Origin of the sequence: Microbulbifer harenosus, from assembly GCF_005771435.1 — a bacterium.
Classification (GTDB): Bacteria; Pseudomonadota; Gammaproteobacteria; order Pseudomonadales; family Cellvibrionaceae; genus Microbulbifer; species Microbulbifer harenosus.
The window spans coordinates 16,532-43,195 of record NZ_VANI01000021.1 but is presented as its reverse complement, the minus strand read 5'-3'; the positions used below and the strand labels follow the sequence as shown (position 1 = coordinate 43,195).

Below are 26,664 nucleotides of genomic sequence, written 5' to 3'. Positions count from 1 at the left end.
TTGCCTGCAATCACTCATTGGTTCAGATTTGGTTCTGTCTGTATTCAATATGCGCCGACAAAGTTCACGTACCAGCCATTGTGGTCGTAATCAAAATCGGTAAGGTCGTCGCTGAAGTCTGTGAAGTTGTAGCCGACCCCCATGCGAAAATACTCCGCGATGTCCCAGTCGTAGCCGACCAGAAAGCCGTCGCGACTGCCGCCGGATTCCACATCCAGCCAGCGGTACTCCACCAGCGCGTGAAACAGACCAAAGTCGTAGCGCAGTTGCGAGGCACTGAAACTGGAGGCACTGTCTACCCATGGGCCGCTGCCCCGTCCAAGGCGCACATCGCCTTCCCGCCGCGCCAGTTTGAGCGACAGCTCCCAGTCCGAACCGAGCTGGCGGATTCCCTCGAACGACATCACTCTGGTGCGTTGGTCATAATCCGCACCACCGCGTTGGCCCAGGGTTGCCAGGTCGTACAGATACGTGAGACGACCGAACGCCGCCCAGCGGGTGTTGTCCCACGGGCGCCAGGCGAACCCCATGTTGCCCTCCACAAAACGCGCGCCGCCAACGCCGAGGGTCAGGTCGTCGGTATCCGAGACATTCACCCTCCCGGCGATGCGCCAGCTTTCGTTGATCTTGTGACTGATGCTGTTGGTGCTGACCCACTGCTCGCGCCGTTCAAAGCCGCGGTCTTGTCGCCATTCAATCTTGCTCTGCCAATCGCTTGCCGGGCTGCGACGGCCGCCGGCGATACTCACCGCACGCCGCTCCACATCCCCGCTGAAAATATCCACCAGGGTCCCGGACTGCACGGTGACGCCGAGATTCCAGCCGGCGGAGGGGAAGAAATCGAGCCCCACGGTGTGGGCAATGCCGGAGCGGTTGGGCTCTTTCAAAAAAGTATTTTCGTTGAACAGATTGACCTGGTTCGACAACCGCCAGCGCTGGCCGACGGTCCAGCCGCCATTCACCCTGGGATTGAAGATGGTGTTGCGTTCGGTGCTGTCGGTGGAATAGTTGTAACCGGCGTATATGCTGTAATCCGCATTGACCCGGTAATCACCGTCCACAGTGAGCCCCTCACCGCGATCGCCGTGGGTGTATTCCGCACCCACCGAGGCACTGTTGCCATACAGCCAGCGTCCACCGATACCCATCAGGTTGTTGCTGTCGTAACCTTCGCTTTCATCAAACGAACCCTGCACCAACCCGTACACGTCGAGGAAAGTATTCATCCGGTGGGTGTACTGCAGCGCGGCCAAAATGGCGCTGCCATCGCTGTACATACTCTGTTCGTCGACGTAGCGCAGCTCACTGCTGAGACTGTTGGTGTCGTCGACTCCCCAGCTGACGGTCGCCTGTGCCTGCTCGAAACTCTCCTCCCCGCTCTCGGCCTCGCTGTAACGGAGGTAGAGATTCAGGTTGGTATAGATATCCCCCAACAGTTCGCCGCCGTATTCGGTCATGGCGCGACCACTGTTGTAGCGATTGGCGGAATAACCAGGATCCATGTCGCGCCACCAGGCGGCGGCGGTCCAAGGGCTTTGGCTCCAGCCCAGTTCCTGTAGATTGATGCGCCCCTCCACCAGTCGCGCATCGCCGGAGGTATAGTCGTCGTCGACCAGATCGGCGTTGGTCAGCGCAAAATTGAAACCGCCGTTGTCGGAAAAATATGAGGGCGCGCTGTAGGAATCGCTGCTGGCGTACTCCAGCTTGAGATAAGTGCCCTCGCCACCCTGCAGCGTGAGGTCGCCAGCGGCGAGCCGGTAATCGTCTCCGGAGCGGGACTCGTCCGCATAGGTGCCCCCCAGGCCGACGTAATCGCCCATCCACTGTTTTACGCGAGCACCGGAGGTGAGGTTGTCGTCGTCCCAGTCTGTGGGCACCCACTCGTAATCGACGATCAGGCGCTGCTCGTAGCCATCCAGCGGTACATCGCGGGACAGGGTGGGCACATTGGCGCGGGTGATCTGCGTCAGCGGGCGGGTGAGAATGATCCGCCCCTGTAACTCGTCGATCTCATAGTCCACCCCGCGCTGCAGGTCGATGCGCGCTTCCACCCGACCGGTGGTGATATCGCGGATTTCCAGCGCCACTCGGTCGGAGCCGGGCAGGATATCGGTCTCACGCAGATAGTAGAGACTGCCACCAGTGCCGAGAAATTCGTTGTGCCCGGGCGCGGTCTCCGCCTGGGAGCCGAAAATCCGCACCTCGCTCAATGGGTCGCCCCACAGATTGATACTGCGCGAATACCAACTGCCCGCGGCGCCATACAGCGAGCGCACAAACATCGCCAGATCGGTGCCCGTCAATCCGGTGGTGTAATTGCCCCACAGCACCTGGTTTTTATCCCAGTCCGCGCGCAGATAGAAACGCCCCTGGGTATCCACGTCGCGGAAAGTGGTGGAGTCGTCGCCATAGGTGGGGTAGTAATAATCCGGATCGAGACGACGGAAAATATCCGATGGGTAGGCCTCGCTGAAATCACTGAACAGGTTGTCGAGCGCTTTTTCCGTCGTGTCCATCTGCGCGGTGAGCAGATATTTTCCCTGCGCCTTGCCCTTGAGATAAAAAGCGAGCCGCCCCTCCTGCAGAATGTCGTCGTCATCATCGAAACGATCATCGCCTTCAAAGGTTGCGCGGCTGCCGTCGATATCCGATTTCGCGATGGTGATATCGGCCATGGCAACACCAAAGAAATAGCGTCCACTCACCGGTATATCCAGAGTGTATTGCTCGTAACCGCCCGGGCCCTGCAGGCCAATATCAAACTGGTGATGGCCGATGGGCAATAAAAATTCCGCGGCAAACTGATTGTTCATGTCCACTGGGTAGGGCTGGTGGTTGATTAGCAGACTTCTGTCGGGCGGAATATCACTGCCGAGAATACGCACACGTGAACCGTACACAGGAATATTCTGCTGGCGCAGGCCACTGCCCCGGAACACCTCATTCAGCATGCTCTGGGTCTGTGCCTGTTGCCCGCTCAACTGGCGGGCGAGATCAAATTCTCCCTGGCGGCGCACGCGCTGGCGCTGGCGTTCGGCTTCGTTGCTGCGCACCAGCTGGATACTTTCTGGCACGGTTTCATCGTAAATGCTCTGCAGTTGCGCGTAGTGCTGCGACAAGGTCCCGCCATACTGGGCCGCGTAGGCCTCGGGAGCGGCGTAGGCGCGCAACACATAGATCAGTTCATCGCCGTAGCGCAACGGTACTTCCGAGGGCAGGTCGCCATCCCATGTCACCTCGCTCACCGGCACCACAGGCACCGGCAACACCACCAGCGGCAACACGCGATCGCCGTCGCTCGCGCGGTAGATCCGCACCTCCATACGCGACATAAACGCGGTGTAATTGGACCGCACCATAAAACGCACCGGTTCGGCGATGGCGCGACCATCGAAGGCCACCATGCCAGGGCTGGTAATCGCCAATTGCGGTACCCCCAGCGTGGGATCTTCGGTGGCCCAGATCACGCCGCCGCGGGGCAGTTCCAGGCGCCCGGGTATGCGTTCGCCCGCGATGCCGTCCATTGCCGTGGCGGACTGCGCGCGGCACCAGGACACTCCGGTCAGCACCTGCGCAAGTGCAAGCGCGAACAATACCGCACGGACAGACAACGTCGGGTTCATTCGGCACCCCCATGTAACGGCCGGGCAGCACTCGCGGGCTGGTCAGGGTACAGCGGCGGCAACAGCACGCCGAAATCAAAACGCACCGGCACCCCGGGGGTAACACGCCGGATCAACGGGTTGCTGGTGGTAAAGCGGGTTCCTTCCGGCAGGGTCGCGGTATCCACCTTGAGAATGAAGTTGCGCCCGCGCTCCCAGTGGCCGCCGTCGATACCCACCAGGTGGTAGCGCCCGTAGCGATCGGTTTCCACCAGCAGTCCGTCCACCGACGCGATACGCACCCCGGGAATACCGCGTTCATCCAGGCCGCGATTGACGATGATGTAGTCCACAAATACCCCATCGCCGGTGATTTCCAGGCGGCGCTTGATCTGGACCGCCGCCGCGGAATTGCCCTGGCGCACGCGCGCCACACCGGCGGCATCGAGGCGCAGGGTGTATCCCTGATGGCTGCTGAGTTTGAAGTCGTCGGTAAACGCGGCCCGTGTAAGCTTCTGGCGAATAACAATGCGCGCCTGCCCGCTACCCTCGCCCGATACGCCGGGCAGTTCTCCCAGTTCGAGCCCGCGCAGCAGCGGCGCGCTGGCATCGGCGACGGCTACACCGTTGATCGAGGTAGTACCGGGCACGTAAAACGCGGGGTCGAATCCACCGCGCACACGTACCCCGGTAAGGTTCGCACTGTCCTGAATGCTGTTGCCGTTGCGGTCGTGGAAGACGGTGCCGATGATCAGGGATTCCTGGGTGAGCGGGTCCACGGCGAGCACCACTTCCGCGGTGGCGCGGTTGGACACGCTATCGCCGTCTGCGTCCTGCACCTCCGCTTCGTTGACGTAGCTGCCCGGGCGCACGCCGGCGCCGACACGCAGGGCGTAAGAAATGATGGCGGTGTCACCGGCGGGAATGTCGATATCACCCACGGTCAGCGGATAGGTGTTGAGCAGGATTCCGCTCTGGTCCACATCGTCCACCACCAGGGATCCCTCCACATAGGTGAACCCGGCCGGCGGGGTGTCCACAACGATGCCATTGATCAGGTCGCGACTGCTGATGTTCTCTGCGGTGAGGGTGTAGAACACGATGTCGCCCACCTGCGCTTCCCGCACGCTCGCGGTTTTTTGCAGGCGGATGCTCACCGGTTCCACCGGGTGTCGGGTTTCGCACACCGCGCACTCGGGATTTGCATCACCGCCGCCCGCCGGCACCACCAGATTGGTCACCTCTGCGCCGGCACCGTTGTTGACCACGGCGGTATACATCAATTCATATTCGCCAACCGGTGAGCCCGCGGGCAGGGTGCACTGGAATTCATTGCCGTTCTGTACACAGTCCGGTGGTATTGAGGTGATGGTCAACCCGGTGTCGGCGATGTCGGTCAACAGCAGGTCTTCCGGCAGCGCGGAGTTTTCGATGCCCACCAGCAAGGTGTAAACAATGGTCTGCCCCACAACCACTTCCGTGCCGGAAACGGGGTTGGCCGATTTGCTCACGGTAATCTGCGGGTCGACCAGCGGGATGTGGATGTCGCACTGCTCCGCACAGGCCGGTGTGCTGCCGCCACCACCGCTGGCCACCACCGCGTTATCCACGGTGCCACTGGCCTCGGCAGTTACCCGGGCGGTGTACTGCAGGCTGTAGGTGCCAGGCGCGGTGCCCGCCGGCAGGCTGCACACCAGCGGCGAGGCATCGTTACAGCTGAAGCCTCCGCTGTCGGTGACGGCAATAAAAGACAGCCCCACTCCCGGTGTGTCCGTGAGTACAACCGGCTCAGAAAGCGCCGCCGCAGTTACGGTCACACTCAGGCCGTAGGTCACCACGTCACCCGGGCGCACCTGGCTGACGCTGGCGCTTTTCTCATAGGTCACCGCGGGCCGTTTAACCGGCGTGGTCACTGCGCATTCACCGTCGCACTCCGGCTGAGTTCCGCCTCCGCTGGCGACCACCGAGTTGCTGACAGAATCCCCGGAATCCTCGGTAACCAGCGCGGTATAGGTCAGCTGGTAATCCCCCGGCGCGGTGCCCGCGGGCAACACGCAGGTAAGCGGATTCTGCCCGCTGCAACGGAAGTTACCGGCATCCGTGACCTGCTCAATGGCAAGCCCCGTTGCGGTGGTGTCGGTCAGTGTCAGGTCTTCACTGAGATCCGCATCGCGCACCATGACGTCGACGGTGTAGGTGATGGTGTCGCCCACCTGGGCTTCGGCCGGCACTGCAGTTTTGTGATAGGTCACCTGCGGTGCCAGGGGGATGATGATGGCGCATTCCGCACTGCACACCGGATCGCCGCCGCCGCCACTTGCGGTCACCTGGTTGCGCACGCTCTGACCCGCGTCCTCGGTCACCGTTGCGGTATAGCTGAATGCGTAAGTACCGGGCTGGGTGCCGTTCGGCAACACGCACTGGAGTGGTTTGCCCGGGCTACAGCTGAATGGATCGACCGGTTGTATCAGGGTGCCGAAGATCAGACCGATGTCGAGACTGTCCTCCAGGTTCAGATCGCTGGACAACGCAGCATCGGTAATCTCCACCTCGACGGTGTAGGTGATGGTGTCGCCCACCGCCGTGCGGTCTTTGTCTGCCGTTTTACTGTAGGTAATCTGCGGCCCCACCACGGGAATCACCGGTGCGCAGTCGCCATCGCATTCCGGTGGATTGCCGCCACCTTCGTTCGATGCCGTTACCCGGTTGCTGACACTGGTACCCGCCTCCGGCGTTACCAGCGCGGTGTAGCTGAATGTGTAGGTACCCGGTGCGGTGCCCGCGGGCAGCGTGCAGATAAGAGGGCCTGAACCAGTACAACTGAACGGATCGGTGGGCTGGTCGAACGCCTGGAACTGCAGACCACTGCCGAGCGCATCCTGCAACACCACGTCACCGTCGAGCGCGGTATCGGCCACGGTTACCGACACGGTATAGGTCACCACATCGCCGATTTCCACCTGAGTCACATCGGGGACTTTGCGGTAGGTAACCGCCGGGCGGATGACCGGCGTCACCGTTGCGCAGTCCACACAATCGGGGGGAGTCTCGCTGCCGCCAGTGGCTTCCACACTGTTTTCCACCGATTCCCCAGCGGAGGCATTGACCGTCGCCATATAGGTAACGACATAAGTGCCTGGAGCTGTGCCCACCGGCAGGGCGCAGTAAAGCGGATCACCCAGGGCACACTGGTAGGCGGGATCAGTATTGGCACTGTCGAGCCCGGCAAAGGTCAGCCCGGTACCGAGGGTGTCGGTGAGCTGCAGGTCCGAGGTGAGCGGGGCACTGGCAATGGTGGTGGTCACGGTGAATGTGATGGTATCGCCCACCGCCACTGGTGACGGTGAGGCCGCCTTGCTGACGGTGATACCCGCGTCCGCCAGCGGTGTTACCGGCGCGCAGTCACCACTGCAGGTGGGGTTGTCGGCACCGGCTGCAGTCACCGTGTTCTGCACCTGAGCCAGCGCCTGGTCATTCACCCGCGCCGTAAAGGTAAGGGCGAAGCTACCGGGGCCCGCGCCGGCGGGCAGTGTGCAATCGAAACTGTTGCCGCTGGAGCAGGTAAAGGGGGCGGTGGCACCGTCAAAGCCCACAAAGTCCAGGCCGGTGCCAAGAGTGTCAGTGAGCTGCAGATCCGCGGTCAGCCTTGCATCCGCCACATCCACCGCGATGGTGTAGGTGATGAGATCACCCACCTGCACCGGCCCTGCCGGACTCGCGGTTTTTTCGTAGGTCACCACGGGGCGCAGAATATCTGTGGTCACAGTGCAACTGCCCACACAGTCCGGGCCGGCACCGCCGCCACCGGTTTCCACCAGCGCGTTGCTGACGCTGTCACCGGCATCCGCGGTAATGGTGGCAGTGTAAGTCAGTACATAGGTGCCCGGTGCCGTGTTGGCCGGGATGGTGCAGGGCAGCGTATTGCCGGGGCAGGTATAGGCACTGTCTGCACTGACAAGCTGGTTAAACACGAGGCCGGCGCCAAGGGTATCCGCGACGAGTATTTCCGCGGTGGTGCTTGAGTTGCTTACCGTCGTGGACACCTGATAAGTCACCGTATCGCCGATCTGTGCCAGCGCGGGCGCACCGGTTTTGCTGTAGGTGATATAGGTATCGGTAATCGGAACGTGCGGATCACAATCGGGGTTACACACCGGCGGTTGGTTACCGCCGCCGCCATCGGCGGTAACCGAGTTGATCACCGAGCCGGTGGCCGTGGCGTTGACGGTTGCGGTGAGGTCAAAACTGTACACACCGGGCACCGTGCCTGCCGGCAGGGTGCAATCAAACGAGATGCCACTGCCGCAACTGAACGCGGGATTTGCGTTGGTGACAGCCACAAAATCCAGCCCCGGCCCCAGGGTGTCACTCAATATCAGATCCGCGTTCAGCGGCGCATCCGCAATTTCAACGGTAATGGTGTAGGTAATGTTTTCGCCGCTGCTGACAGGCCCCGCGGTATCCGCCACTTTGTTGTAAACAATTGACGGAAAGACGACATCCACTACCACGCTGCACTCGGCATCGCATACCGGAGGTTCGCCGCCACCGCTGGCACTCACGTTGTTGGTCACCGTGGCGCCCGCGTCCGGAGTAATCTGCGCGGTATAACTCACCGTGAAGCTGCCGGGCCCAGTGCCCGCGGGCAGCGTACATTGCGGTGAGGCCCCGCCGCTGCACACGAACGGCGCCACAGGATCAATAAAATCAACGAAGGCGAGACCCGTGCCGAAGTTGTCCTGCAGCAACAGGTCCTGCGGCAACGGCGCATTGGATATCTCCACCGTTACCGTATAGGTGACGATATCGCCAACCGGCGCTGAGGTAACATCCGCCACCTTGTGATAGGTAACCGCCGGGTTGATCGGAATCACGATGTCGCAATCCCCATCGCAGCTGGGTGTGGGATCGCCGCCACCCTCGCCGGTCACCGCGTTTTCCACCTGGGTGTCCGCGCTGTCGGTAACGATCGCGGTGTAGCTGAAGCTGTAGCTGCCGGGTGCGGTTCCAGCGGGCAAGGTACAACGCAGGGGATTGGCACCGTTGCATGAAAAACTCCCGGAACTGGTGACAGCGCCAAAGGCAAGTCCCGGTCCCAGAGTGTCCGTCGCCACAAAATCCTGTGTCAGTGGCGCATCGGCCACGGTGACGGTAACGGTGTAGGTAATGGTGTCGCCCACGGAGGCGACATCCAGATCTGCGCTCTTGTGGAAGGAGATATCCGGCGGCGGTTCGACATTGATCACCGCCGTGTCTTCGTTGTTGCTGGGGTTGCTGTCGATCAGATCGGACGATGGATCAAGGGCGATGGTCGCGCTATTGCTGGTCTGCGTGGTTTGCGCCCCAGCCGTGCCGGCAGCCACAGCAACAACGATGACAAGTACGAGACCAAGCACTCTCGCCCAACCGCCGCCGACTGCCGGATAATTCTTCCTTGAATTGCGCAACCTCGCCCCGCCACACGCCGAGAAATCCGCTGCTCCCTGCGCGCACGGTTGCACCAATGGCATCCAGCCATACCGGTGCTCTCCGCTCTCTGACGCACTGCACATGCAGCGAATTTCCAGAAGAGACGGACCCGTGCGCGATTACTCTTATGAAGAGCCGGATCTGTTTAGAATCAGTTTTTCCTGACTCTGTTTAGCACCGTCAACGGAGCCGGTGACTGAATCGCCGACAAAATTGTTGTTACGTCACCCGCCTCCGGATAACCAAGTCGCCTTAACACTCGTTAACCAATCTTTACCCGCCAGCGCTCAACACCACTACACCGCTGTGGTCTCATGATGTTCACCACACACAGGAGTCACCATGAAAGCGCTATGTTCTGCCGCGGTCGCTGCCGCCATCGCTACCGTCGCCGGGTGTGCCAGCGCCCCCAAGGCACCGCCGGTATTTTCTGAATCCTTCATCGCCAATATCACCGAACAGGGCAACCGTATGTTCACCTACACCGCCACGATCAACAGCGGTGGTGAACGCGGCGGCCCGGATGGCGGCATGGGCGGCGGCGGACGCGGTCCCAGCGGAGGGAAAGGCGGCGGTCCCGGTGGCGGAGGTATGGGGGGCGGACCGGGCGGCGGTATGGGCGGCGGTCCCGGTGGCGGAGGTATGGGGGGCGGACCGGGCGGCGGTATGGGCGGCGGTCCTGGAGGCGTGGGCGGTGGCCCCGGTGGTGGCGGCATGAGCAGCAAGATGCGGGAAAACTCGGAAAAAGCCGCGCAGGAACGCCTGCAGGAAGTCCTCGCCAAAACCAGCTACTGCCCCCACGGCTGGTTTGTGATTGAGAAAAGTAACTTGCAGGGATCAGTGGAAATCCGTGGCGAGTGCCGCGCGGGCTGACCAACGCATGGAATAACGGAAACCATCGAATAACGGAAACCAAAGTACAAGGCGTAGAAAATGAATAACACACCTGAAAATGATTAAGTTGAGCTCCAAATCGCGAATCGCCCGACGTGTAAATCCCGATGTGACGTCGCTACCGGGACCGTCACAATACAGTTCCCGGTAGCGGCTTCGTATAACGTTCAGTTACGCAATTATCCTTTATCCCGCATGCAGTAAATAATCCGCATGGAAGCGCAGGTGTTGTTCGATAAATGTGGCAATGAAAAAGTAACTGTGATCGTAGCCCGCGTGGTATTCGATCTTTACCGGATAGCCCGCCGCCTTGGCTGCGGCCTCCAGCGCATTTGGTTTCAGCTGCTGCTCCAGGAACTGGTCTTCCTCGCCCTGGGAAATCAGCATCGGTAATTGTTCGGTCGCTCGACTCAACAGCACGGTCGCGTCGTGCTCCTCCCAGGCCGCGCGGTTTTCACCGAGATAGGCGGCAAACGCTTTCTCCCCCCAGGGACAGGCAATGGGATTGCAGATAGGGCTGAACGCAGACACCGACAGGTAACGCGCGGGATTCTTGAGCGCAATGGTCAGTGCACCGTGCCCCCCCATAGAGTGACCGGAGATGGCACGGCGCTCGCTCACCGGAAAGTTCGCCTCAATCAGTGCAGGCAATTCCTCCACGATGTAATCGTACATGCGGTAGTGCGGCTTCCACGGCGATTGCGTCGCATTGACATAGAATCCCGCCCCCTTGCCCAGGTCGTAACCGTCCGCGTCCGCCACCGCCTCACCGCGCGGGCTGGTATCCGGAATCACCAGTACAATTCCAAGCTCCGCCGCCATGCGTTGTGCGCCGGCTTTCTGCGAGAAATTTTCATCCGTGCAGGTCAGCCCGGAGAGCCAGTAGAGTACGGGAAAACGCTGGTCCTTCTCCGCCTGGGAGGGCAGGAAAATGGAAAAGCGCATCTCGCAGTCGAGCGCGCTGGAGCGGTGGCTGTACTGGCACTGAGCACCGTCAAAACACTGGGTTCTGCTGACAAGTTGTAAAGTCATTCCCGCCCCTCTTACTGGTAGTGAATTACGCTGCGGATACTCTTGCCTTCGTGCATCAGATCAAAGGCTTCGTTGATTTTCTCCAGCGGCATGGTATGGGTAATAAAATCGTCCAGCTGGAATTCCCCCGCCATGTAACGGTCCACATAACCCGGGAGCTGCGAGCGGCCTTTCACACCGCCAAACGCGGAACCCCGCCATACGCGACCGGTCACCAGCTGGAAGGGACGGGTGGAAATTTCCTGGCCGGCGCCGGCCACGCCGATGATAACGGATTCACCCCACCCCTTGTGGCAGCACTCCAGCGCCGAGCGCATCACATTCACATTACCGATACACTCGAAGGAATAATCCACACCGCCATCGGTCAGTTCGACGATGACTTCCTGGATTGGCTTGTCGTAATCCTTCGGGTTGATGCAATCGGTCGCGCCTAGCTTCTTCGCCAGCGCAAATTTGCCTTCATTGATGTCAATGCCAATGATGCGCCCGGCCTTCGCCAGACGCGCACCGATAATGGTGGCAAGGCCGATACCGCCGAGGCCGAACACGGCGACGGTCGCGCCCTCTTCCACCTTTGCCGTATTCGCCACCGCGCCCAGGCCGGTGGTTACTCCGCAGCCAAGCAGACAGATTTCTTCCAGCGGTGCGTCTTTATTTACCTTGGCCACAGAAATTTCCGGAAGCACGGTGTATTCGGAGAAGGTGGAAGTGCCCATATAGTGATAGATGGGCTCACCATTGATGGAAAACCGCGTGGTGCCATCGGGCATCAGGCCCTTGCCCTGGGTGGCTCGGATCTTCTGGCACAGATTGGTCTTGCCGGAGGTGCAGAATTTGCACTCGCCGCACTCGGGTGTATACAGCGGAATCACATGGTCCCCCACCGCCACGCTGGTGACGCCCTCCCCTACCGATTCCACAATACCGCCGCCCTCGTGACCGAGAATCGCCGGGAACACACCCTCCGGGTCATCACCAGACAGGGTGAATGCGTCCGTATGGCAAACGCCGGTCGCCATCAGCTTTATCCGGACCTCGCCCGCCTTCGGCGGTGCGACCTCCACTTCCTCGATTGATAACGGCGCACCCGCCTTCCAGGCCACCGCCGCTTTACACTTGATGGGTTCCGCTGCCATAAAAATCTCCTGTCTGGTCTCGCTTGGCAAATGCCACAGATGGCACAAAGCTTAACAGATCAGACTACCGCTGCCTGTCTCAATTGCACCTTCGCTGGGCAACTGTCGCACCCTTATACACCCGGCGCGCCCCCACTTGGTGCGACAGTGCCCGCGAGCCAATCCCAGGTGCTTTACATAACTTGGCCCGTTCTTTGCTCCACTAAAACGTAAAAGACAACAGCGGGCTCAACGACGATGACCGACCACCAATGGCTGATGACCTCCCAGGCGCTCAACACCCTGCGCAAACTCCGCAAACGTATCCAGGCCGAATTCGGCATCAATCTGCGTTTTTCCGACTTCGACTTTGAATCCCAGCTCGCCGAGCTCAAACACCGCACCAAGGACAGCGACACCCGCAAGCTCATCGCCAACCTGGAAGTACTGCGCGGCAGTCCCTTCCTGACCGGTGAAGAAGCACCCGAGCGCTTATATCGCGGACATAAGGTTCTCGAAGAAACCAGGCGGAAAGATATCTACGAAATGATTTACGGCGAGGAGCTGGCATTACACGATGGTAGAGGTTGGCCTGCGCTTCCGCACAAAATGTACCGCGGTTTGCCGGTGCTGAATTAATTAGCGGCACCCCCAGTGCGCCCGGTAGGAAGTCGTCACCGCCGGGTCAGCTCCAGCAGGGCATCGGCATCCAGCACATCCTCGATCTGATCGAGAACTTCCTCGGCAATGTCCTCCAGCAACCGCTCGGTGGCCTGCCGGGTGGTATCTTCAACCACACCGCCATCCGTCGGCGCCCGCGTGAGGTAGCGAGCCTCCAGATTCAGCCGCGCAATATCCACCGAGCCCTCGCGCAGCGCATGGGCCCCCAGCGCAGTGCCCTGTACGCGGTAGCGAAACTCGCCGTAGGCCGTCATGATGCCTTTTTCGAGGTCGTAGTCTTTGCCACTGACAATGTCGATAATTTTCTGGCGAATGGTCACGCTGAAGTTGGTGTGCAACGTGAGCGCCGCACCTGCATCGACTAGGCGCACCCGTTCATCGTCAAAAAATTCGCCAAAGCGCCGCTGCACCTGTTGATTCAGGTAGTCACTGAATTCCTGGCTGGCCTTTTTCCGCATGTCCCCCAGGCCGCCATCGCCGCCTGAGAGCGCGAGCAGCAACTGCAGATTGTTACCTGTCAGCGGCGTTGGCGCGTCTATACGAATTTCCACCGGCGTAGCCGCCAGAGAGAGCACCGGATCACTGCCGGTATATCCGGACCAGCCGGATGAGGCGCTGGCGCTTGTTACAGAAAACAGGCACACGGACGCCGCGAGAATCAGAAGCGGTGTTACCGCGGGGAAATTGGAGGAAAAACGTCGTTTCAGTGGCATGGCTTCGCTCCCGAGCGCTTCAGATAAGATGAACTGGCCAGTTAAGCCGGAACCCTCACCCTTGCAACCAACGGGCCACATCTCGACAGATCGCGAATTCCGCACATGGACAACCCGGCCGTCAGCATGGCCGGGTTACCGCGGACGGCGCTACTGCAGGTAGCGGCTTCTCAACAGCGCCAGCTCCCGGGCATCCACATCCAGCGCATGCTGGATATACCCGTCAACGGAGCCGTGCTCGCGCTCCATTTCGGCGAAGGCGGAGTCCAGCCAGGATGCTTCGACTCCGGCCAGCACACCGCGCACATCTTCCGGCAGCTGGGAAAAGAACGCGAACATGCGTTTTTCTTTCTCACTCGCATCCACCGGCAATTTGAACATATCGGAATTCTTCAGATAGTCATTGGACAGCAGATAATCCTTTTTCACGGTCTCGCGATCCACTCCCAGCGCCGTCAGAATCAGTGCTGCGCCGATGCCGGTGCGGTCCTTGCCCGCGGTGCAGTGGAACAAGAGAGGCTCATCTTGATTGATCATCTGCTGGAACATGGCCCGGTAGTGGGGCGTCTGCTGCTGAACCAGCCCCACATAACCCTGGTCCATTAGTTTCACCAGGTCTTCCTTGCCAAAACCGGGCTTGGACAACACTCTGGCAAATTCCTGCTCCCAGTTGCCCATCTCGTAATCCCAGTTCATCGCGATGACATTACCTGCAGCCCAGCGGGTCGGTTCGGTTTCACGCTCATTTGACGAGCGGAAATCCACGATGGTGGCAATTTCGCGCTCGCGCAGGTAATCGTAGTCGCCGCTGGTCAGATTGGTCAGAACACCGGAACGGTACAACTTGCCCCACTTCACTTCCCTGCCATCAGTGGTTTTATAGCCACCCAGATCGCGAAAATTGCGGCCGCCTTGCAGTGGCAACAAACGGGTGTGGGAAACTTCAGTTTCGGCGGCCACCTTCGCCGGTACCGGTGCCATATTCGCACTGAGTGCATTGCCACCCGTGGAGTCGGAAGAAGTGCAGCCGCCCAGAGCGAGGGCCGCGATCGCAGCCATCAATGTGTTGGATACAAATTTATACATAATTCACCTCGTTATTTAACTGGATATCAGAAGTTCACCCGGAAGCCCGCCAGGTAGCGACGACCGTAGCCTTCTACCTGGTTCGGTGTGCGCTCGTCCCCCACATAGCGCACGTCGCGTTCATCGGTCAGGTTGTTGGCATTGGCATAAACGGATACGTCGGCACCGAAGACCGGTGTGGGCAGGGTGTAGCTCACCTGTAGATCCATGCGCTTCTGTGCCGCCCAGTATTCCGCCATGCTGTCGTTCTCGGTGGTGGAGAGCCAGTCGTCACGGTACTGATGGTTCAGACGGATGGAGAAGCTGTCCATTTCATAGAAAACGGAGGTGTTGAAAATCAGATCAGACGTGCCTGGCAGGCCGAACCTGGTACCGTTGCGGGTTTCAAATTCACTGTCCAGTGCCGTCAGGTTGGCGCCGACACCGAAACCGGAAAGCGCCGGCAGCAGGTCATCGGCCTGGGCAATCACGTTCAGCTCCACACCGCTCAGCTTGCCGTTATCGCCGTTGACGTAACCGGTGTAGGTCCACTCTTCGCCGTCGGCGGAAGGCAGATAGACGCCGCCGTCGATGGTAGCGCTGTCCGCATAGATCACGTTGTCGATGTTGCGGGCAAAGGCGCCGACTGACATCAGGCTCGCCTCTCCCAGGTACCACTCCAGTGCCACATCGCCACCCCAGGCTTCTTCCGCTTCCAGGGTTGGGTTGCCACCCACTACGATCTTGTCGGTTATATTGACGGCGGCGGACGCGCGCCACTCGTTGTAGGTCGGGCGGCTGACACCGGTGGAAGTGGACACTCGCAGTTTCACGTCGTCGGTGAGATTGACGTTCAGGTGCGCGCTGGGTAGTACATTGGTGAAGGAATCGGAATAGTCACCTTCCGGACCGGCGCTGCTGTAGTCGGTATTTTCAAAGCGGGAGCCCAGTACCAGGTTGCCCCAGCTGAATTCGGTGGTGACCATGGCGTAACCCGCCATTACCTGCTCGTCCAGCTTGATCAGCTGGTCCGGTGTCGGCTCCACGCTGAGTCCGCCCGCGGCCTGCTCCCAGGCCGCACGCAGGCTTTGGTTGTCGTAGTAGGTACCGTTGATACTGTTGGTGAAGTCGGTATCCCAGACCTTGTCGGTGGCGAAGCTGCCGATGTCAATGCTGCCGGGAAAGGCACCGTAGCCCTGGGCGACACCAAAGCCGTCGGCTTCGCGATCATCCAATTCCACACCGAGTTTCAGGGTGGCCGGTTTGCCAGCCAGCGTAAGGTCACGCTCACCGTCGAGCTTGAATTTGGTCGCGTCGATGGTGAGTTCCGAGCCGATCAGGTAGCCGAGAGTCATGTAGTAATCGACCTGGCTGAGGTCAGCGGTTTCTTCTGTTCCCAACCGGGTAACTTCCACCAGCGGATTTTCCAGATCGCTGAGATCGTAGCTGCCAGACACCACACCCGCGCGGCTCATGGCTATCGGCAGGAACATGCTGTTTTCGGTTTCCGTCAGGTTCAGGCGCGCCTCCACAAACCACTCACCCAATGCGAAATCGCCGCCCAGGGTATTGGTGAAGGTGGAGTTTTCATACACGCCGTCTTGCAGCATGCGGTTGGCCATTACCAGGGGTTGCGTCCCGTGAACCCCGGCCTTGTGAGGCGCGCCGCTTGCTGCCGCACCGCCGGCGAAGTCAAGAATGTATTGGTTGCGCTCTTCGAAATCCTGGAATTCGTTGTACAGGGTGCTGACGAACAGACGCTCGATGGCGCTGTTTTGCGGACGAAGTTCGAAACGGCCACCGTAGGCGCGATCTTCGCGAGTCACCTTGTAGCTGCGGAAATCCAGTTCGTTCACCAGCACTTCGCCATCCACCAGTTCCAGGTCGTACTCGCGGTTGTCGGTGATCTGTTCGCGGCTGTTTTCAGAAGCAAAAAGGGTGAAGCCGACGGTCTCGTTGGACCAGGAGGTACGCAGGGCAAGCTTTTCGATATCGCCATCGCCCAGTTGCTGGTTCCCCATGCCCAGATCGCTGGAGAAAGCCCAGCCTTCTTTCGCAAAAGGATCGAAGGTGGAGATATTGATGTAACCGGAAACAGCATCGCCAGGCATGATCGCCTTGTTGGCATCGATGCGGCTGGTGATCACGGACGGGAAGCTGTCGAAGCGCGGCACGCGACCGTTCTCGGCACCGGGAATACTGAGACCGTCGATGGCAAGGGAGGTATAGCGGAAGGGGGCACCGCGGAAGTTGATGTAGCGCGCCTGGCCCTGGTCGCGTTCGATGGCCAGCCCCGGTACCCGGCCCAGGGAGTCGGCCAGGTTCTGGTCGGGGAAGCGGCCAATGGTGTCAGCGGAGATGACGTCTACGTTATTGTCGGCATCGCGCTTGGCGTCGATGGCGGCCTTTTGGCTGTCGCGGATTGGCGACGCCATTACCGTGACCTCTTCCAGGGCACGGGCGTCGACGGCCTGCTGCGCCACCGCCGGGCCGGCACCACCGGTCACACTGAGTGCCACCAGCAGTGACAGTCGGTTGCGGGGGATTGCGATCATAGTTCTGCTCCAATTAACGCCGTTTTTTGACGGGGTTAGGTTTGTTAGAGATGGCCAGGCCTGTGTCCTGACCGCTTGGCGCAGATGATCAAAATTGCGTGTGACAACGGGGTTAAAAAGAGACTTGTGTGCGGAAAGGAGATATCTCCAAAAAAGAAAATGTCCGCAAATCAGATAGTTGCAGACTTGCAGATTTGGAGGCGGTGCCGCTAGCGGGCCGCCTCGCGGCGGGTGGCAGGTTTCAGAGAACGTTTATCTGCCCGGCGGCAAGTGACAGCCGATAGCGATAGCGGCCACTTTTGAGATCTCTTTCAGACTCAAACAGATAGGCGCTGGCAAGCTCTTCACCGAGGGCGGAAACCAGTTCATCGCGGATCTTGTTGCGGTTCTGGTCCAGTTTTTTTGCCCGCAGACCGTGCTCCCGCAGGTCATTGATCGACTTGGCGTGACCGCCGTGAGTTTCCATCAGCGCAATCAGGGATTCCGCGCCGGCGCGGTCCGGGCGGTTAACCGGCGGATTCAGCAGCCAGCCCTCGCCCTGCTGCCGCAACTGCGCGTACCAGAGGTAGTAAAAGAACGGGGTCTTCGCCAGCTTGATTGCCACACCGTGAATCTGTACCTGCTGTGAAGCGGTATCCAACACCAGCTGCTGCTGCGCATGCGCGGCAACCAGAGCCGCGTCGCAATCCCCGCCGTTGAGACTCAGTGCGCGAACGAACCACGCGATCTGCGCGTCACACAACTGCGAGGCGAGGCGACGTGCCCGGGATGCGGGCAGCCCCATGGCAATCAGCCTGGCAATGCGCGCCCGCTGCGGTTTTGACAGGGGATATGGCAAGCGCGACGCGATAATGACCAGCAGTAGCGCCAGCAGCGATTGGCTCAACAGGAGCACCGGCCAGTTGTAGTGACATTCAAGCATCAGCGACGTCGCGCGCGGTTCACTGCCAATGTTCCAGGCGATATTGATGCTTCGAGCAGCGGCCCCGGCCATCGGCGCGTGACCATCTTCCATCAGCTGCGTTACCCGAGCCGAACAGCTGTGCACCAACGGCAGGCCACCCTCGGCATTTAATGTTTGGAGATCCTGCTCCAGCCGGTTCACCAGCCACTGCCGCAGCGGCTCGTCACTGAGACGTGTCTGCAGGGCCAGCGCGAGTTTGTCCGGCAATTGCTGGTTCAGTTGCCGTGTCAGATCGAGCGACAGACTGCGCTGCACCTGCCAACCGGCGAGGGAACAGAGCAACAGGCTCAACGTCCCCCAGGCCAGCAGCAGAACACGCGGATTCGGCGCGCTCCGCATACCATCAGGGAACACAGTGTTCAGCCCCGGCAAAAACACGCCGCCCCCGCAGGTAGGCATCGGCCAGCCCGTCAAAGGCCTCCGCCACTGCGCAATCGGTTGCACCCGCGCGCGTTTTGCGCACAAACAGGGTCGCCGCATTGGCGTCGCCGGAAATCAACGTGCGGCTGAGGGGAATATCCAGATCGGTGCGCACGTAATCCCCCCCACTGACCAGATCCAGTTCGTCGCGGGCAAAGGCCTGGTACAGGCTCACGGCATCGTCAAAGTAGCGCAGGTTCTCCTCGCTGAAATTGACTCCGGCCTCTTTCAATGAGGCGAGTGGCAGTAGGTAAAGCGTGTGGCTGAGTTTGTCATTCAGCAGGCCGACGCGCTTGCCGTGAAAGTAATCTGCCGTGAGCTGCGGCGCACCGCCACGGCTGTACCAGTAGACCCGGTAGTGGTCGTAGTGCAACAGGGGCTCGTAGTAGTCGCCGTATTCCGGGACCAATCCCGCCATACTGTGGGAGCGGCTCCAGATCAGGTCGTACTCCTCGCTGAGGATCTCCTCCGCGGTGAGGAGCGCGCGAGGCTTCCACGATACCTGTACCCCGCGATAGATCCGCTGCACCGAGGGCGCCGCGCACAGGCGCTCGGCGATTTCACGTGCGCGCACAGAAGTTACCAGTTGGAGCTTGAATACCGGGGAGCCCGCCGCTCCGCCGGTATCGCACTGATAGAGGTGGTAGTCGCCGAGTACCGGTGGCGTTACCCGCTGCCCGGCACTCCATATACACAGCGCCACGCCCGCAGCCAGTAGCAGTCCGAGCGCGGTGAAATATATCCTGCGGCGTGCGAGAAATAGCGGGGTGGTCATGGGCCGTGATGGTCTGTCGGTCTTGCTGGCCAGTCTATGTACGTTTCATGACAAACCGATGACCTCGCGGCGCTGGCGCAGCCTCAGCCCGGTTCGAATCTCCTCGACCGCCGGTGACTGCGCACCAGTTGCGCAGGCGTCACCTGAAAGGCTTTTTTAAACGCCGCAACAAAATTGGACGCGTGATTGTAACCGGCCAGATAGGCGGCCTCGCCGATGCTGAGCCCGTCCATAATGAGCGCAGCGCGGGCGATTTCCAGACGGCGACGGCGCACGTAGTCGATCACCGTGGTGCCGTAAACCGCTTTGAACTTGCGCTGCAGCGTACTGACGCTGACCCCGAGCGCGGTGGCAATCTCATTCAGACCACGGCAATCGCGCAGTTTTTCATCCACCCGTTGTTTCAGCAAAAAATCACTGGCTCCCGGCAACGCCGCCGGGCGAACATCGCCAGCGAGCAGCTGCGCGTCAAACGCATCAACACAGCGGGACAGAAGTTCGATCGCGAGCTGTTCCTGCTGCAGTTGTTCACTGAAACTCTGCGCGGCGTCAAGCGCCATCAGTCGCCGGGCGAGGGACTCGGTTTCGGCGTCGGCAGCCCAGAAGTGGGGGATGGCATGGCGGGCAAACAGGCGTTGCACCTGCACCCTACCCGCTTCCGACTGGCAGCGCTGCTGCAACCAGCTCTGCTGTACAAAAATATTCAGCTTGTCGACATAGGCACCGCTGCGGGTAAATCGGGTCATCATTTCCGGGCGCGAGAGCGCGAAACCGGAACACTCTATGGGCGACAGATCGCGAGCACCGAGGCGATGCCTGCGGCCACCAAGCGAAAAATCCACACTGCCACGAAACAGCAGATTGAAACTCAGACCGGGAGGCAGCTCCGCCACGCTACTGAGGCTGCGGGTTTCGACACCGTGACCGCAGTGCACACTGAGCCCGCCGTGGTTGTGAAATGAGAAGCGCCCGCGCATCACCACATTGCGGGAGTTCTCCACACTTCCCGAGGGAAAAATACGGTGGCGCACACCCGTGACTTCCAGCATGTCTTCCAGTGTCTGCTGCCGAAGCGGCGACCGTTCAGCGGCCCCATCTTTATCCATTTTTGGCCGCTCCTTCAGCGCCGATTTTCTCGCGTTTTCCATATCCCCATCCGTTCCATCTCCGATAACTGACCAGCCTGGCGATTCCGCATAGCAATTTGCCGATTGCGCACACCGGAAAACCAGGAAAGTGGAGCGAAAAAACTTTACTATAAATGATAAGTATTCGCATTTATTTTTTTGCACATCACGGTGCTCGCGGCGAATACCAAGGAGTTCTGATGCGCAGGGGCCTGTTCACAGGCGGGACCCAAGGCGCGCTTCAAGCACGCAGTGCACGGATGCACTGTCCCGGGATTTCTCCGCATCTTGCAATTTCGGGGCGAGCCGGCGTTATACGCCCGCCGGCTGGCGTTATGAGTGCAGGGACGCACTTTTTTTGACCGGAATCCTCCCACCTCCTCCCCGGCACCAGCGTGTCCCGACCGTATCTCCATTAGGAAGCCCACCCCCACCGGCCTACCATTGGGCAGTAAGACTCAGCAATAAACAGAGGTATACGGCCATGTCAAAAGCCTGGGTTCTGGTAGCCAACCATACTCATGCCCGCGTATTTGAAGCGGAAAAACGTGCGGGCTCCCTGACAGAAATAGAATCTCTGGTTTATCCGGAAGGACGCATGAAAGGCCGGGAGCTACTCAGCGACGCCCCGGGGCGCGCCTTCGACAGCAAAGGCCAGGGCCGCCACGCCATGGAGGAACCCACCAGCCTGCGCAAACAGGGCGCGCGCAAATTCGCACGCGATATCGCCCATGCTCTGGAGCGCGGCCGCCAACAGGGGCGCTTTGACCGTCTCTACATCGTTGCCGACCCCTCTATGGCCGGCAGCCTGCGTATGTCCATGAGCACGCCCTGCCTGGCCACCATCGCCGGCGAATCACGCAAGAATCTCACCACCTGCGACAGCGACGAAATCCGCGCGCAACTGCCCATGTGGCTCTAACAGCCGTAAGGCGCTACCGCACGCCACCCGCACACCGCCGCGGGTGGCGGCAATTGATTTGTGGTCGACAGGCTGACACCATGCCCCACACTACCCGGGGCCCCGTGCCGCGGCACAACCCTGACCACCAAGGAAGCGGTAATGCTGAGACTGTTTCAAATCCTCCGCGGCAAGATCAAAGAAACCTACGCCGGCAGCGACTACCACACCCAGCCGTTGTCCGACGCCGCCTGGATCGACTTACAAGATCCGGAGGACGACGAGCGCGACCTGCTGGAGCAGTTGCTGCGCACTGAACTGCCGGAGTCTGAGGACGTGGACGAGATCGAATCGTCCGCGCGCTACTTCGTGGATACCGCTGGCATTCACGTACACTCCCTGTACCTGACCCAGAGCGAAGGCCGCCACGATACCGCCACCGTCGCCTTCATCCTGCAGCCGCAGCGTCTGATCACCGTGCGCGAGAGCGAACTCGCGGACTTCCGCCTGCTGCGCATGCGCGCCCGCCGCAACCAGGTGGAGGCGCACAATGCGCAGGAGCTGTTAATCCTGCTATTTGAACAGAAGGTGGAAAACCTCGCCGACGCGCTGGAAGACAACTACCTGAAACTCGGTGAAGTCAGCCACCTGGTGCTCGAAGAGGAGGAGGCGGACCTGGAAGACGCCATCGACCACCTCGCCAAGCTTGAGGACTCCAACGGAAAAATCCGCCTGTGCCTGATGGACACCCAGCGCTCCATCGCTTTCCTGCAGCGCCACCTGAAAGACGACCCGGAACTGCGCGAAGACTGCTGGGGCATCCTGCGCGATATCGACACCCTGATGTCACACACCACCTTCCTGTTCGAGAAGATCAACTTCCTGATGGACTCCACCCAGGGTTTCATCAATATCGAACAGAACAAGATCATCAAGATCTTCTCCATCGCCGCGGTGGTCTTCCTGCCGCCCACCATGGTGGCGAGCATCTACGGCATGAACTTCGAGCACATGCCGGAGCTACAGTGGCTGCTGGGCTACCCCTGGGCGCTGTTGTTGATGTTGATGGCGGGCATGGCGCCGTATCTCTACTTCAAGAAGAAGGGGTGGTTGTAGCATCAAAACTCCGATGCGAAGGCAGCGATGCCCCACCAAATCCACCGCCAACTGCTAACCTTAAATGGGTAAAAAATCGCAGGGAAACGGGGCGAGCATGGCGGCGGGAAATTCAAACGACAGGCCATTCCACATGCGGCGCTGGCTCAGTATCCAGCAGGCCGTCGATCATCTGAGCGCCCTGTCGGAAGAACCGTTGACCAGCGACGACCTCGCCCGTCTCGCTGAAGACCACCTGCTGGATCTTTACTGGTACCGCCCCGGCCAGATGCTCAGCTATATCGACCTGCCGGAAAAGCCCCGCACCACCCTTAAACACCCCCTGCGCCTCAGCCCCGAGCACAGCAGCGATTGGCGTGCCATCGTCGGTGTCCTGCGCCAGCGCCCCGCACTGCCAGCGGAAGAAAACGACACCCCGACGCTCCAGGATACCGACGGCAACCGCCTGCGGATCGCCTTCGATTTCAGCAACCGCCCCGAGCCCTTTAGTAGCCACTGGTATCCCAACTACAGTGAGCTGGTGGTAAAGCGCCGGGATCTGGATCGGCTGGAGCGCGAACTGTTCTCCAGCGACGATGAGCAACCATTAGCACCCGACCTGCTGCTCGACGTGATCTGGCAGCTGGAACAGATGGCGATGCAAAATGGCCAGGAAGGAGGCGCACCCGCGCATGACCTCGACTGGCTCACCCATGAACTCTGCGACCGCTCCCATTTGGATCCGGTTCTGTTGGGCAGAGTACTGAACGCCGCAGAACGCCAGCACAGCGCTCACCACTGACCCAATCTCCCGCTCCGCTACCCGTCCTGATCTGCCATAGGCTGAGCCAATGGCAGGCCATAGCCAACCGCAATTGGCACACGTGCGAATTTTTCGAAAAATAGTTCCGGCTTTTTGCGCTATTCCAGCGCTCGAGAATTTTTATAATGCGAGCCTTCTCAGAAAAGGAGTGGAATTACCAATGCAGACCCGCAACAGTCCGACGCACTATGGCTGGGTGGCCGTCGCCTTCCACTGGCTGATGGCGCCGGCGATCATCGGTATGTTTGCACTGGGCTGGTGGATGCGCGGATTGTCTTACTACGACCCCTGGTATCGCCAGGGCCCGGATATCCATAAGTCCGTCGGTATTCTGCTGCTGATTCTGCTGACGGCGCGCCTGCTGTGGCGCTGGGCCAATGTGAGCCCTGCACCGGAGCCCGCGCCGCGCTGGCAGCAGCGTGCGGCGGGTTTCGCGCATTGGGTAATTTATGGCCTGTTGCTGGCGATTTCCGTTTCCGGGTATCTGATCAGTACGGCAGATGGCCGCGCGATTGAGGTTTTCAGCTGGTTTCAAGTACCGGCCACTCTGCAGGGGCTGGAGAATCAGGAGGATATCGCGGGGGTGATCCACAAGTATCTGGCGTGGACGCTGATGGGGCTGGTACTGCTGCACGGACTTGCGGCCTTCAAGCATCATTTCGTCAATAAAGATGGCACACTCAGAAAGATGTTCGGGCTGGCGCCGCGCAATAATGCCGCCTGAGATAAGTTTTGACCTTGAGAGTGATCACTCACTTTCGATTTTTCTCGAATCCAATGATTTGGACCCAACCACAGGAAACTGAACCATGAAGAAACTTGCTGTTCTGTTGTTCGCTGCGCTGGTCGGCACTTCTGCCCAGGCGGCCATTTATAAAGTCGACACCCAGGGTGCACACGCATTTGTGCAGTTCCGCATCAAGCATCTCGGTTACAGCTGGCTGTATGGCCGCTTTGACAAGTTTGACGGCAGCTTTTCCTATGACGAAGCCAAGCCGGAAGCTTCTTCCATTGAGATGACGGTGGACACCACCAGCCTGAACAGCAACCATGCGGAGCGCGATAAGCACCTGCGCGGCAAGGATTTCCTGAACGTAGACAAGTTCCCCTCTGCCACCTTCAAGAGCACCAGTTTTGAGCCGAAGGGCGATGGCAAGGCGGTCCTGAAGGGCGACCTGACCCTGCACGGTGTGACCAAGCCGATCGCGATTGATGTGACCGAGATCGGTGGTGGCAAGGACCCCTGGGGTGGCTACCGTCAGGGCTTCACCGGCAAGACTGAGTTCAAACTGAAAGACTTCGGCATTGACTACGACCTGGGCCCGGCGTCCCAGACCGTTGAGCTGATTCTGGATGTGGAAGGTGTCCGCCAGTAAGCCTTCGTTGAAACGACTTCCGTCTCACAGGATGGACAGGAAACCCGGCCTCAGTGCCGGGTTTCTTGTTTTTGGGGTTTGGGGTTTGGGGTTTGGGGTTTGGGGTACGGTGCTGGTGGTTCGAGCCCTGTTCTCGCTCCTGTGGCGGAAAATCACCGGGTAGCCCCTTTCGGAACCGCTGTGAATACATCCATGTACGCTGCGTCGGCGACGTCCCTGTCGCCGACGCTTCCGAAAGGGGCTACCCGGTGCTTTACCTTCAATTCGGGTACTGCACTTCGTCAGCTTTTTCGAACAGTGGATAACTGGAAAGTTGTCACTTCGTAATTATTCACGCTAAGGAGTTTTTCTTTTTTACTAACGAAGTACAGGAACCGATGCGAAGGCAGAGCGGTGGGGATTCGTTTTTGAAAGCGTCGGAAACAGGGATGTTTCCGACGCAGCCTACAGGGACGTATTCATGGCGGTTTCAAAAACGAATCCCCACCGATCTGCCGCCACTAAACCTAAACAAAGCGGACCACTACACCATCACGCATTTACAGCGCGGCCTACAGAGTCCCGAACCACCAATCGCCCAATGACAAACACGAGCAGCCCACCCAAAATTCCGGGCATACCCTCGTACACATGTGCGTGCCACCCGGCCCAACGCCAAACCAGCGCGGTCGAAAGGCCCAATACACTCATCGTAATGGCCAGCTTCTGCGATGGCTTCCCTCCCGCAGCCAGCACCATCAACAAAGGAGCAAAGGCCGAAGCCAGCGCCGACCAGCTCATTACTACCAGACTGAACACACTCTGCTTATTCAACAGCGCCCAAGACACCGCCGCTGCCGTAATCCCCAGCGTGGCGAGTTTCAGTAAACGGGTATTTTCCGTGCGCTGTGGCAACAGATCGTGAGTGAGTGCGGCGGAACAGCTGAGCACCAGAGAATCCGCCGTGGACATGGTTGCGGCAAAAATACCGGCGAGGACCAAGCCCACCATTATCGGCGACAGCAGCTCCATCGCCATCATCGGCAGCGCCAGCTCCGCATCAAACGAGCCGGGATCATTCAACAGAATGCGCGACAACATACCCACCGCCGTCGCCATAAAATAGAAAATCGTAAACCACAGGTAATACCAGCAGCGCGCCTGCACCATGCGCTTCGAATCGTTCAACGCCATAAAGCGCACCATCACATGGGGCTGGCCCACCACAGAAATACCGGCAAACAGCCAGCTCAGCGCAAACAGAATGCCACCGGCCACGCCCGGCAGTAACAGATCCTGCGGATACCAGTTCAGGAAACCTTCCACCTGTCCCATCGCCTGCCATGCCGCTGCCAGCCCACCAACGGATTGTGTGGCCACAAACAACAGCGAGCCCATCGCCACCACCATCACCAGCGACTGCGCCGCATCGGTCCAGATGGACGCGCGGATGCCGCCGGCAAGGCAGTAGGCCGCAACAATCACACCGCCAATCACCGCACCGCTCCACAACGGAAGATCCAGCACCACATGCAACGCCTTACTGCCCGCCACCAGCTGCGCGCTGGCGTAAGCCAGCAGGAACAATAGTGAAAGCAGGCCCGCGAGTTTCTGCCAGGCGCCGAAGCGGGTACCCTGCCAGCAGGCGAGTACGCCGGCGTAGCTGGATTCACCACTGCGTTTGGCCGCCTCCCGCAGGTTTTTGTGTATCCACAGAGAGCCAAGAAAATCCCCCAGAATCCAGCCCAGCATCAGCCAGATGGACGCGAGGCCGGTGGCGTAGGTGTAACCAATAACACCGATGAACATGTAGCCGCTGTTATTCGTGGCCACCGCAGACAAACCCACCAGCATGGGGGAAACATCCTGGCTGGCGAGGTAGTAGTCTTTTTTGGTTCCGCGGCTCTTGCGATAGGAACTGATGCCGACGGCGGCAAATAAGCTGAGGAAAAAAAGAAAGCTGAGCAGCATGGCTGGCCCCCGTATTTTTATAGATTTTTACGGTCGTCATTCCCGCGAATGCGGGAATCCAGAAATCCAGTGGCATCTGGACCCCCGCCTTCGCGGGGGTGACG

General features: G+C 59.8%; 18 protein-coding genes. 7 read left to right on the top strand and 11 right to left on the bottom strand.

What is annotated here, in order from left to right:
* Positions 1 to 44: 44 nt before the first annotated feature.
* The gene (locus FDY93_RS17440) at positions 45 to 3,623 is read right to left on the bottom strand and encodes a hypothetical protein (protein ID WP_138237033.1); all 3,579 of its coding nucleotides are present in this window, start codon (positions 3,621 to 3,623) and stop codon (positions 45 to 47) included.
* Positions 3,620 to 8,998, bottom strand: coding sequence for an isopeptide-forming domain-containing fimbrial protein (locus FDY93_RS17435; RefSeq protein ID WP_171019030.1), 5,379 nt, complete (start codon positions 8,996 to 8,998; stop codon positions 3,620 to 3,622). The genes FDY93_RS17440 and FDY93_RS17435 overlap by 4 nt, the downstream gene beginning before the upstream one ends.
* Before the next feature lie 415 nt (positions 8,999 to 9,413).
* Between FDY93_RS17435 and FDY93_RS19525 the strand changes: the two genes are divergently transcribed.
* Positions 9,414 to 9,944 (top strand): hypothetical protein, encoded by a 531-nt coding sequence (locus tag FDY93_RS19525; RefSeq protein ID WP_171019029.1) that lies wholly within the window; start codon positions 9,414 to 9,416, stop codon positions 9,942 to 9,944.
* 207 nt (positions 9,945 to 10,151) lie between these two features.
* Here the strand turns inward: FDY93_RS19525 and fghA are convergent, their stop codons facing one another.
* Entirely contained in the window at positions 10,152 to 10,997 is an 846-nt protein-coding gene (gene fghA / locus FDY93_RS17425; protein WP_138237031.1) for an S-formylglutathione hydrolase, read from the bottom strand.
* Between the two features lie 11 nt (positions 10,998 to 11,008).
* A complete protein-coding gene (locus FDY93_RS17420; protein ID WP_138237030.1) occupies positions 11,009 to 12,136 on the bottom strand; it encodes an S-(hydroxymethyl)glutathione dehydrogenase/class III alcohol dehydrogenase in 1,128 nt (375 codons plus the stop codon).
* Positions 12,137 to 12,373: 237 nt separating this feature from the next.
* Here FDY93_RS17420 and FDY93_RS17415 point away from each other — a divergent pair, with 237 nt between their 5' ends.
* Positions 12,374 to 12,754, top strand: coding sequence for a hypothetical protein (locus tag FDY93_RS17415; protein ID WP_138237029.1), 381 nt, complete (start codon positions 12,374 to 12,376; stop codon positions 12,752 to 12,754).
* A 35-nt stretch (positions 12,755 to 12,789) separates the two neighbouring features.
* On the opposite strand, the gene FDY93_RS17410 is transcribed toward FDY93_RS17415, so the two are convergent.
* The 6 genes from FDY93_RS17410 to FDY93_RS17385 form a co-directional block, all read right to left on the bottom strand.
* On the bottom strand, positions 12,790 to 13,509 hold the full coding sequence (locus FDY93_RS17410; RefSeq protein ID WP_138237028.1) for a hypothetical protein: 720 nt from the start codon (positions 13,507 to 13,509) through the stop codon (positions 12,790 to 12,792).
* A gap of 150 nt (positions 13,510 to 13,659) precedes the next feature.
* Positions 13,660 to 14,595 carry a tyrosine-protein phosphatase gene (locus FDY93_RS17405; protein WP_138237027.1) on the bottom strand — a complete coding sequence of 312 codons (936 nt, stop codon included), beginning with the start codon at positions 14,593 to 14,595 and terminating at the stop codon, positions 13,660 to 13,662.
* A gap of 26 nt (positions 14,596 to 14,621) precedes the next feature.
* Positions 14,622 to 17,129, bottom strand: coding sequence for a TonB-dependent receptor (locus FDY93_RS17400; RefSeq protein WP_138237026.1), 2,508 nt, complete (start codon positions 17,127 to 17,129; stop codon positions 14,622 to 14,624).
* Between the two features lie 241 nt (positions 17,130 to 17,370).
* Positions 17,371 to 18,432 carry a hypothetical protein gene (locus FDY93_RS17395; RefSeq protein ID WP_220446236.1) on the bottom strand — a complete coding sequence of 354 codons (1,062 nt, stop codon included), beginning with the start codon at positions 18,430 to 18,432 and terminating at the stop codon, positions 17,371 to 17,373.
* A gap of 4 nt (positions 18,433 to 18,436) precedes the next feature.
* Positions 18,437 to 19,288, bottom strand: a complete 852-nt coding sequence (locus FDY93_RS17390; RefSeq protein WP_138237024.1) for a hypothetical protein — start codon at positions 19,286 to 19,288, stop codon at positions 18,437 to 18,439.
* An 83-nt stretch (positions 19,289 to 19,371) separates the two neighbouring features.
* A complete protein-coding gene (locus FDY93_RS17385) occupies positions 19,372 to 20,436 on the bottom strand; it encodes a helix-turn-helix transcriptional regulator (protein ID WP_138237023.1) in 1,065 nt (354 codons plus the stop codon).
* Between the two features lie 463 nt (positions 20,437 to 20,899).
* On the opposite strand from FDY93_RS17385, the gene FDY93_RS17380 reads away from it, so the two are divergent.
* From FDY93_RS17380 to FDY93_RS17360, 5 genes are all read left to right on the top strand, one after another.
* Positions 20,900 to 21,337 (top strand): host attachment protein, encoded by a 438-nt coding sequence (locus FDY93_RS17380; protein ID WP_138237022.1) that lies wholly within the window; start codon positions 20,900 to 20,902, stop codon positions 21,335 to 21,337.
* A 141-nt stretch (positions 21,338 to 21,478) separates the two neighbouring features.
* Complete coding sequence (corA, locus tag FDY93_RS17375) at positions 21,479 to 22,432, top strand: magnesium/cobalt transporter CorA (protein ID WP_138237021.1); 954 nt, start codon at positions 21,479 to 21,481, stop codon at positions 22,430 to 22,432.
* A 97-nt stretch (positions 22,433 to 22,529) separates the two neighbouring features.
* Complete coding sequence (locus tag FDY93_RS17370; protein ID WP_138237020.1) at positions 22,530 to 23,213, top strand: hypothetical protein; 684 nt, start codon at positions 22,530 to 22,532, stop codon at positions 23,211 to 23,213.
* Positions 23,214 to 23,394: 181 nt separating this feature from the next.
* The gene (locus tag FDY93_RS17365) at positions 23,395 to 23,958 is read left to right on the top strand and encodes a cytochrome b (RefSeq protein WP_138237019.1); all 564 of its coding nucleotides are present in this window, start codon (positions 23,395 to 23,397) and stop codon (positions 23,956 to 23,958) included.
* A gap of 85 nt (positions 23,959 to 24,043) precedes the next feature.
* Positions 24,044 to 24,610: a YceI family protein gene (locus FDY93_RS17360; RefSeq protein ID WP_138237018.1), complete on the top strand. Its 567-nt coding sequence runs from the start codon at positions 24,044 to 24,046 to the stop codon at positions 24,608 to 24,610.
* A 531-nt stretch (positions 24,611 to 25,141) separates the two neighbouring features.
* Here the strand turns inward: FDY93_RS17360 and FDY93_RS17355 are convergent.
* Positions 25,142 to 26,560: a sodium/proline symporter gene (locus FDY93_RS17355; protein WP_138237017.1), complete on the bottom strand. Its 1,419-nt coding sequence runs from the start codon at positions 26,558 to 26,560 to the stop codon at positions 25,142 to 25,144.
* Between the last annotated feature and the right edge of the window lie 104 nt (positions 26,561 to 26,664).

Bases quoted from the DNA above. Each gene is read 5' to 3' on its own strand.
- FDY93_RS19525 (WP_171019029.1), top strand. From the start codon at position 9,414: ATGAAAGCGCTATGTTCTGCCGCGGTCGCTGCCGCCATCGCTACCGTC.
- FDY93_RS17400 (WP_138237026.1), bottom strand. From the start codon at position 17,129: ATGATCGCAATCCCCCGCAACCGACTGTCACTGCTGGTGGCACTCAGT.
- FDY93_RS17370 (WP_138237020.1), top strand. From the start codon at position 22,530: ATGGCGGCGGGAAATTCAAACGACAGGCCATTCCACATGCGGCGCTGG.
- FDY93_RS17385 (WP_138237023.1), bottom strand. From the start codon at position 20,436: ATGGAAAACGCGAGAAAATCGGCGCTGAAGGAGCGGCCAAAAATGGAT.
- FDY93_RS17395 (WP_220446236.1), bottom strand. From the start codon at position 18,432: ATGCGGAGCGCGCCGAATCCGCGTGTTCTGCTGCTGGCCTGGGGGACG.
- corA (WP_138237021.1), top strand. From the start codon at position 21,479: ATGCTGAGACTGTTTCAAATCCTCCGCGGCAAGATCAAAGAAACCTAC.
- FDY93_RS17440 (WP_138237033.1), bottom strand. From the start codon at position 3,623: ATGAACCCGACGTTGTCTGTCCGTGCGGTATTGTTCGCGCTTGCACTT.
- FDY93_RS17355 (WP_138237017.1), bottom strand. From the start codon at position 26,560: ATGCTGCTCAGCTTTCTTTTTTTCCTCAGCTTATTTGCCGCCGTCGGC.
- FDY93_RS17380 (WP_138237022.1), top strand. From the start codon at position 20,900: ATGTCAAAAGCCTGGGTTCTGGTAGCCAACCATACTCATGCCCGCGTA.
- FDY93_RS17410 (WP_138237028.1), bottom strand. From the start codon at position 13,509: ATGCCACTGAAACGACGTTTTTCCTCCAATTTCCCCGCGGTAACACCG.
- FDY93_RS17415 (WP_138237029.1), top strand. From the start codon at position 12,374: ATGACCGACCACCAATGGCTGATGACCTCCCAGGCGCTCAACACCCTG.
- FDY93_RS17360 (WP_138237018.1), top strand. From the start codon at position 24,044: ATGAAGAAACTTGCTGTTCTGTTGTTCGCTGCGCTGGTCGGCACTTCT.
- FDY93_RS17420 (WP_138237030.1), bottom strand. From the start codon at position 12,136: ATGGCAGCGGAACCCATCAAGTGTAAAGCGGCGGTGGCCTGGAAGGCG.
- FDY93_RS17405 (WP_138237027.1), bottom strand. From the start codon at position 14,595: ATGTATAAATTTGTATCCAACACATTGATGGCTGCGATCGCGGCCCTC.
- FDY93_RS17390 (WP_138237024.1), bottom strand. From the start codon at position 19,288: ATGACCACCCCGCTATTTCTCGCACGCCGCAGGATATATTTCACCGCG.
- fghA (WP_138237031.1), bottom strand. From the start codon at position 10,997: ATGACTTTACAACTTGTCAGCAGAACCCAGTGTTTTGACGGTGCTCAG.
- FDY93_RS17365 (WP_138237019.1), top strand. From the start codon at position 23,395: ATGCAGACCCGCAACAGTCCGACGCACTATGGCTGGGTGGCCGTCGCC.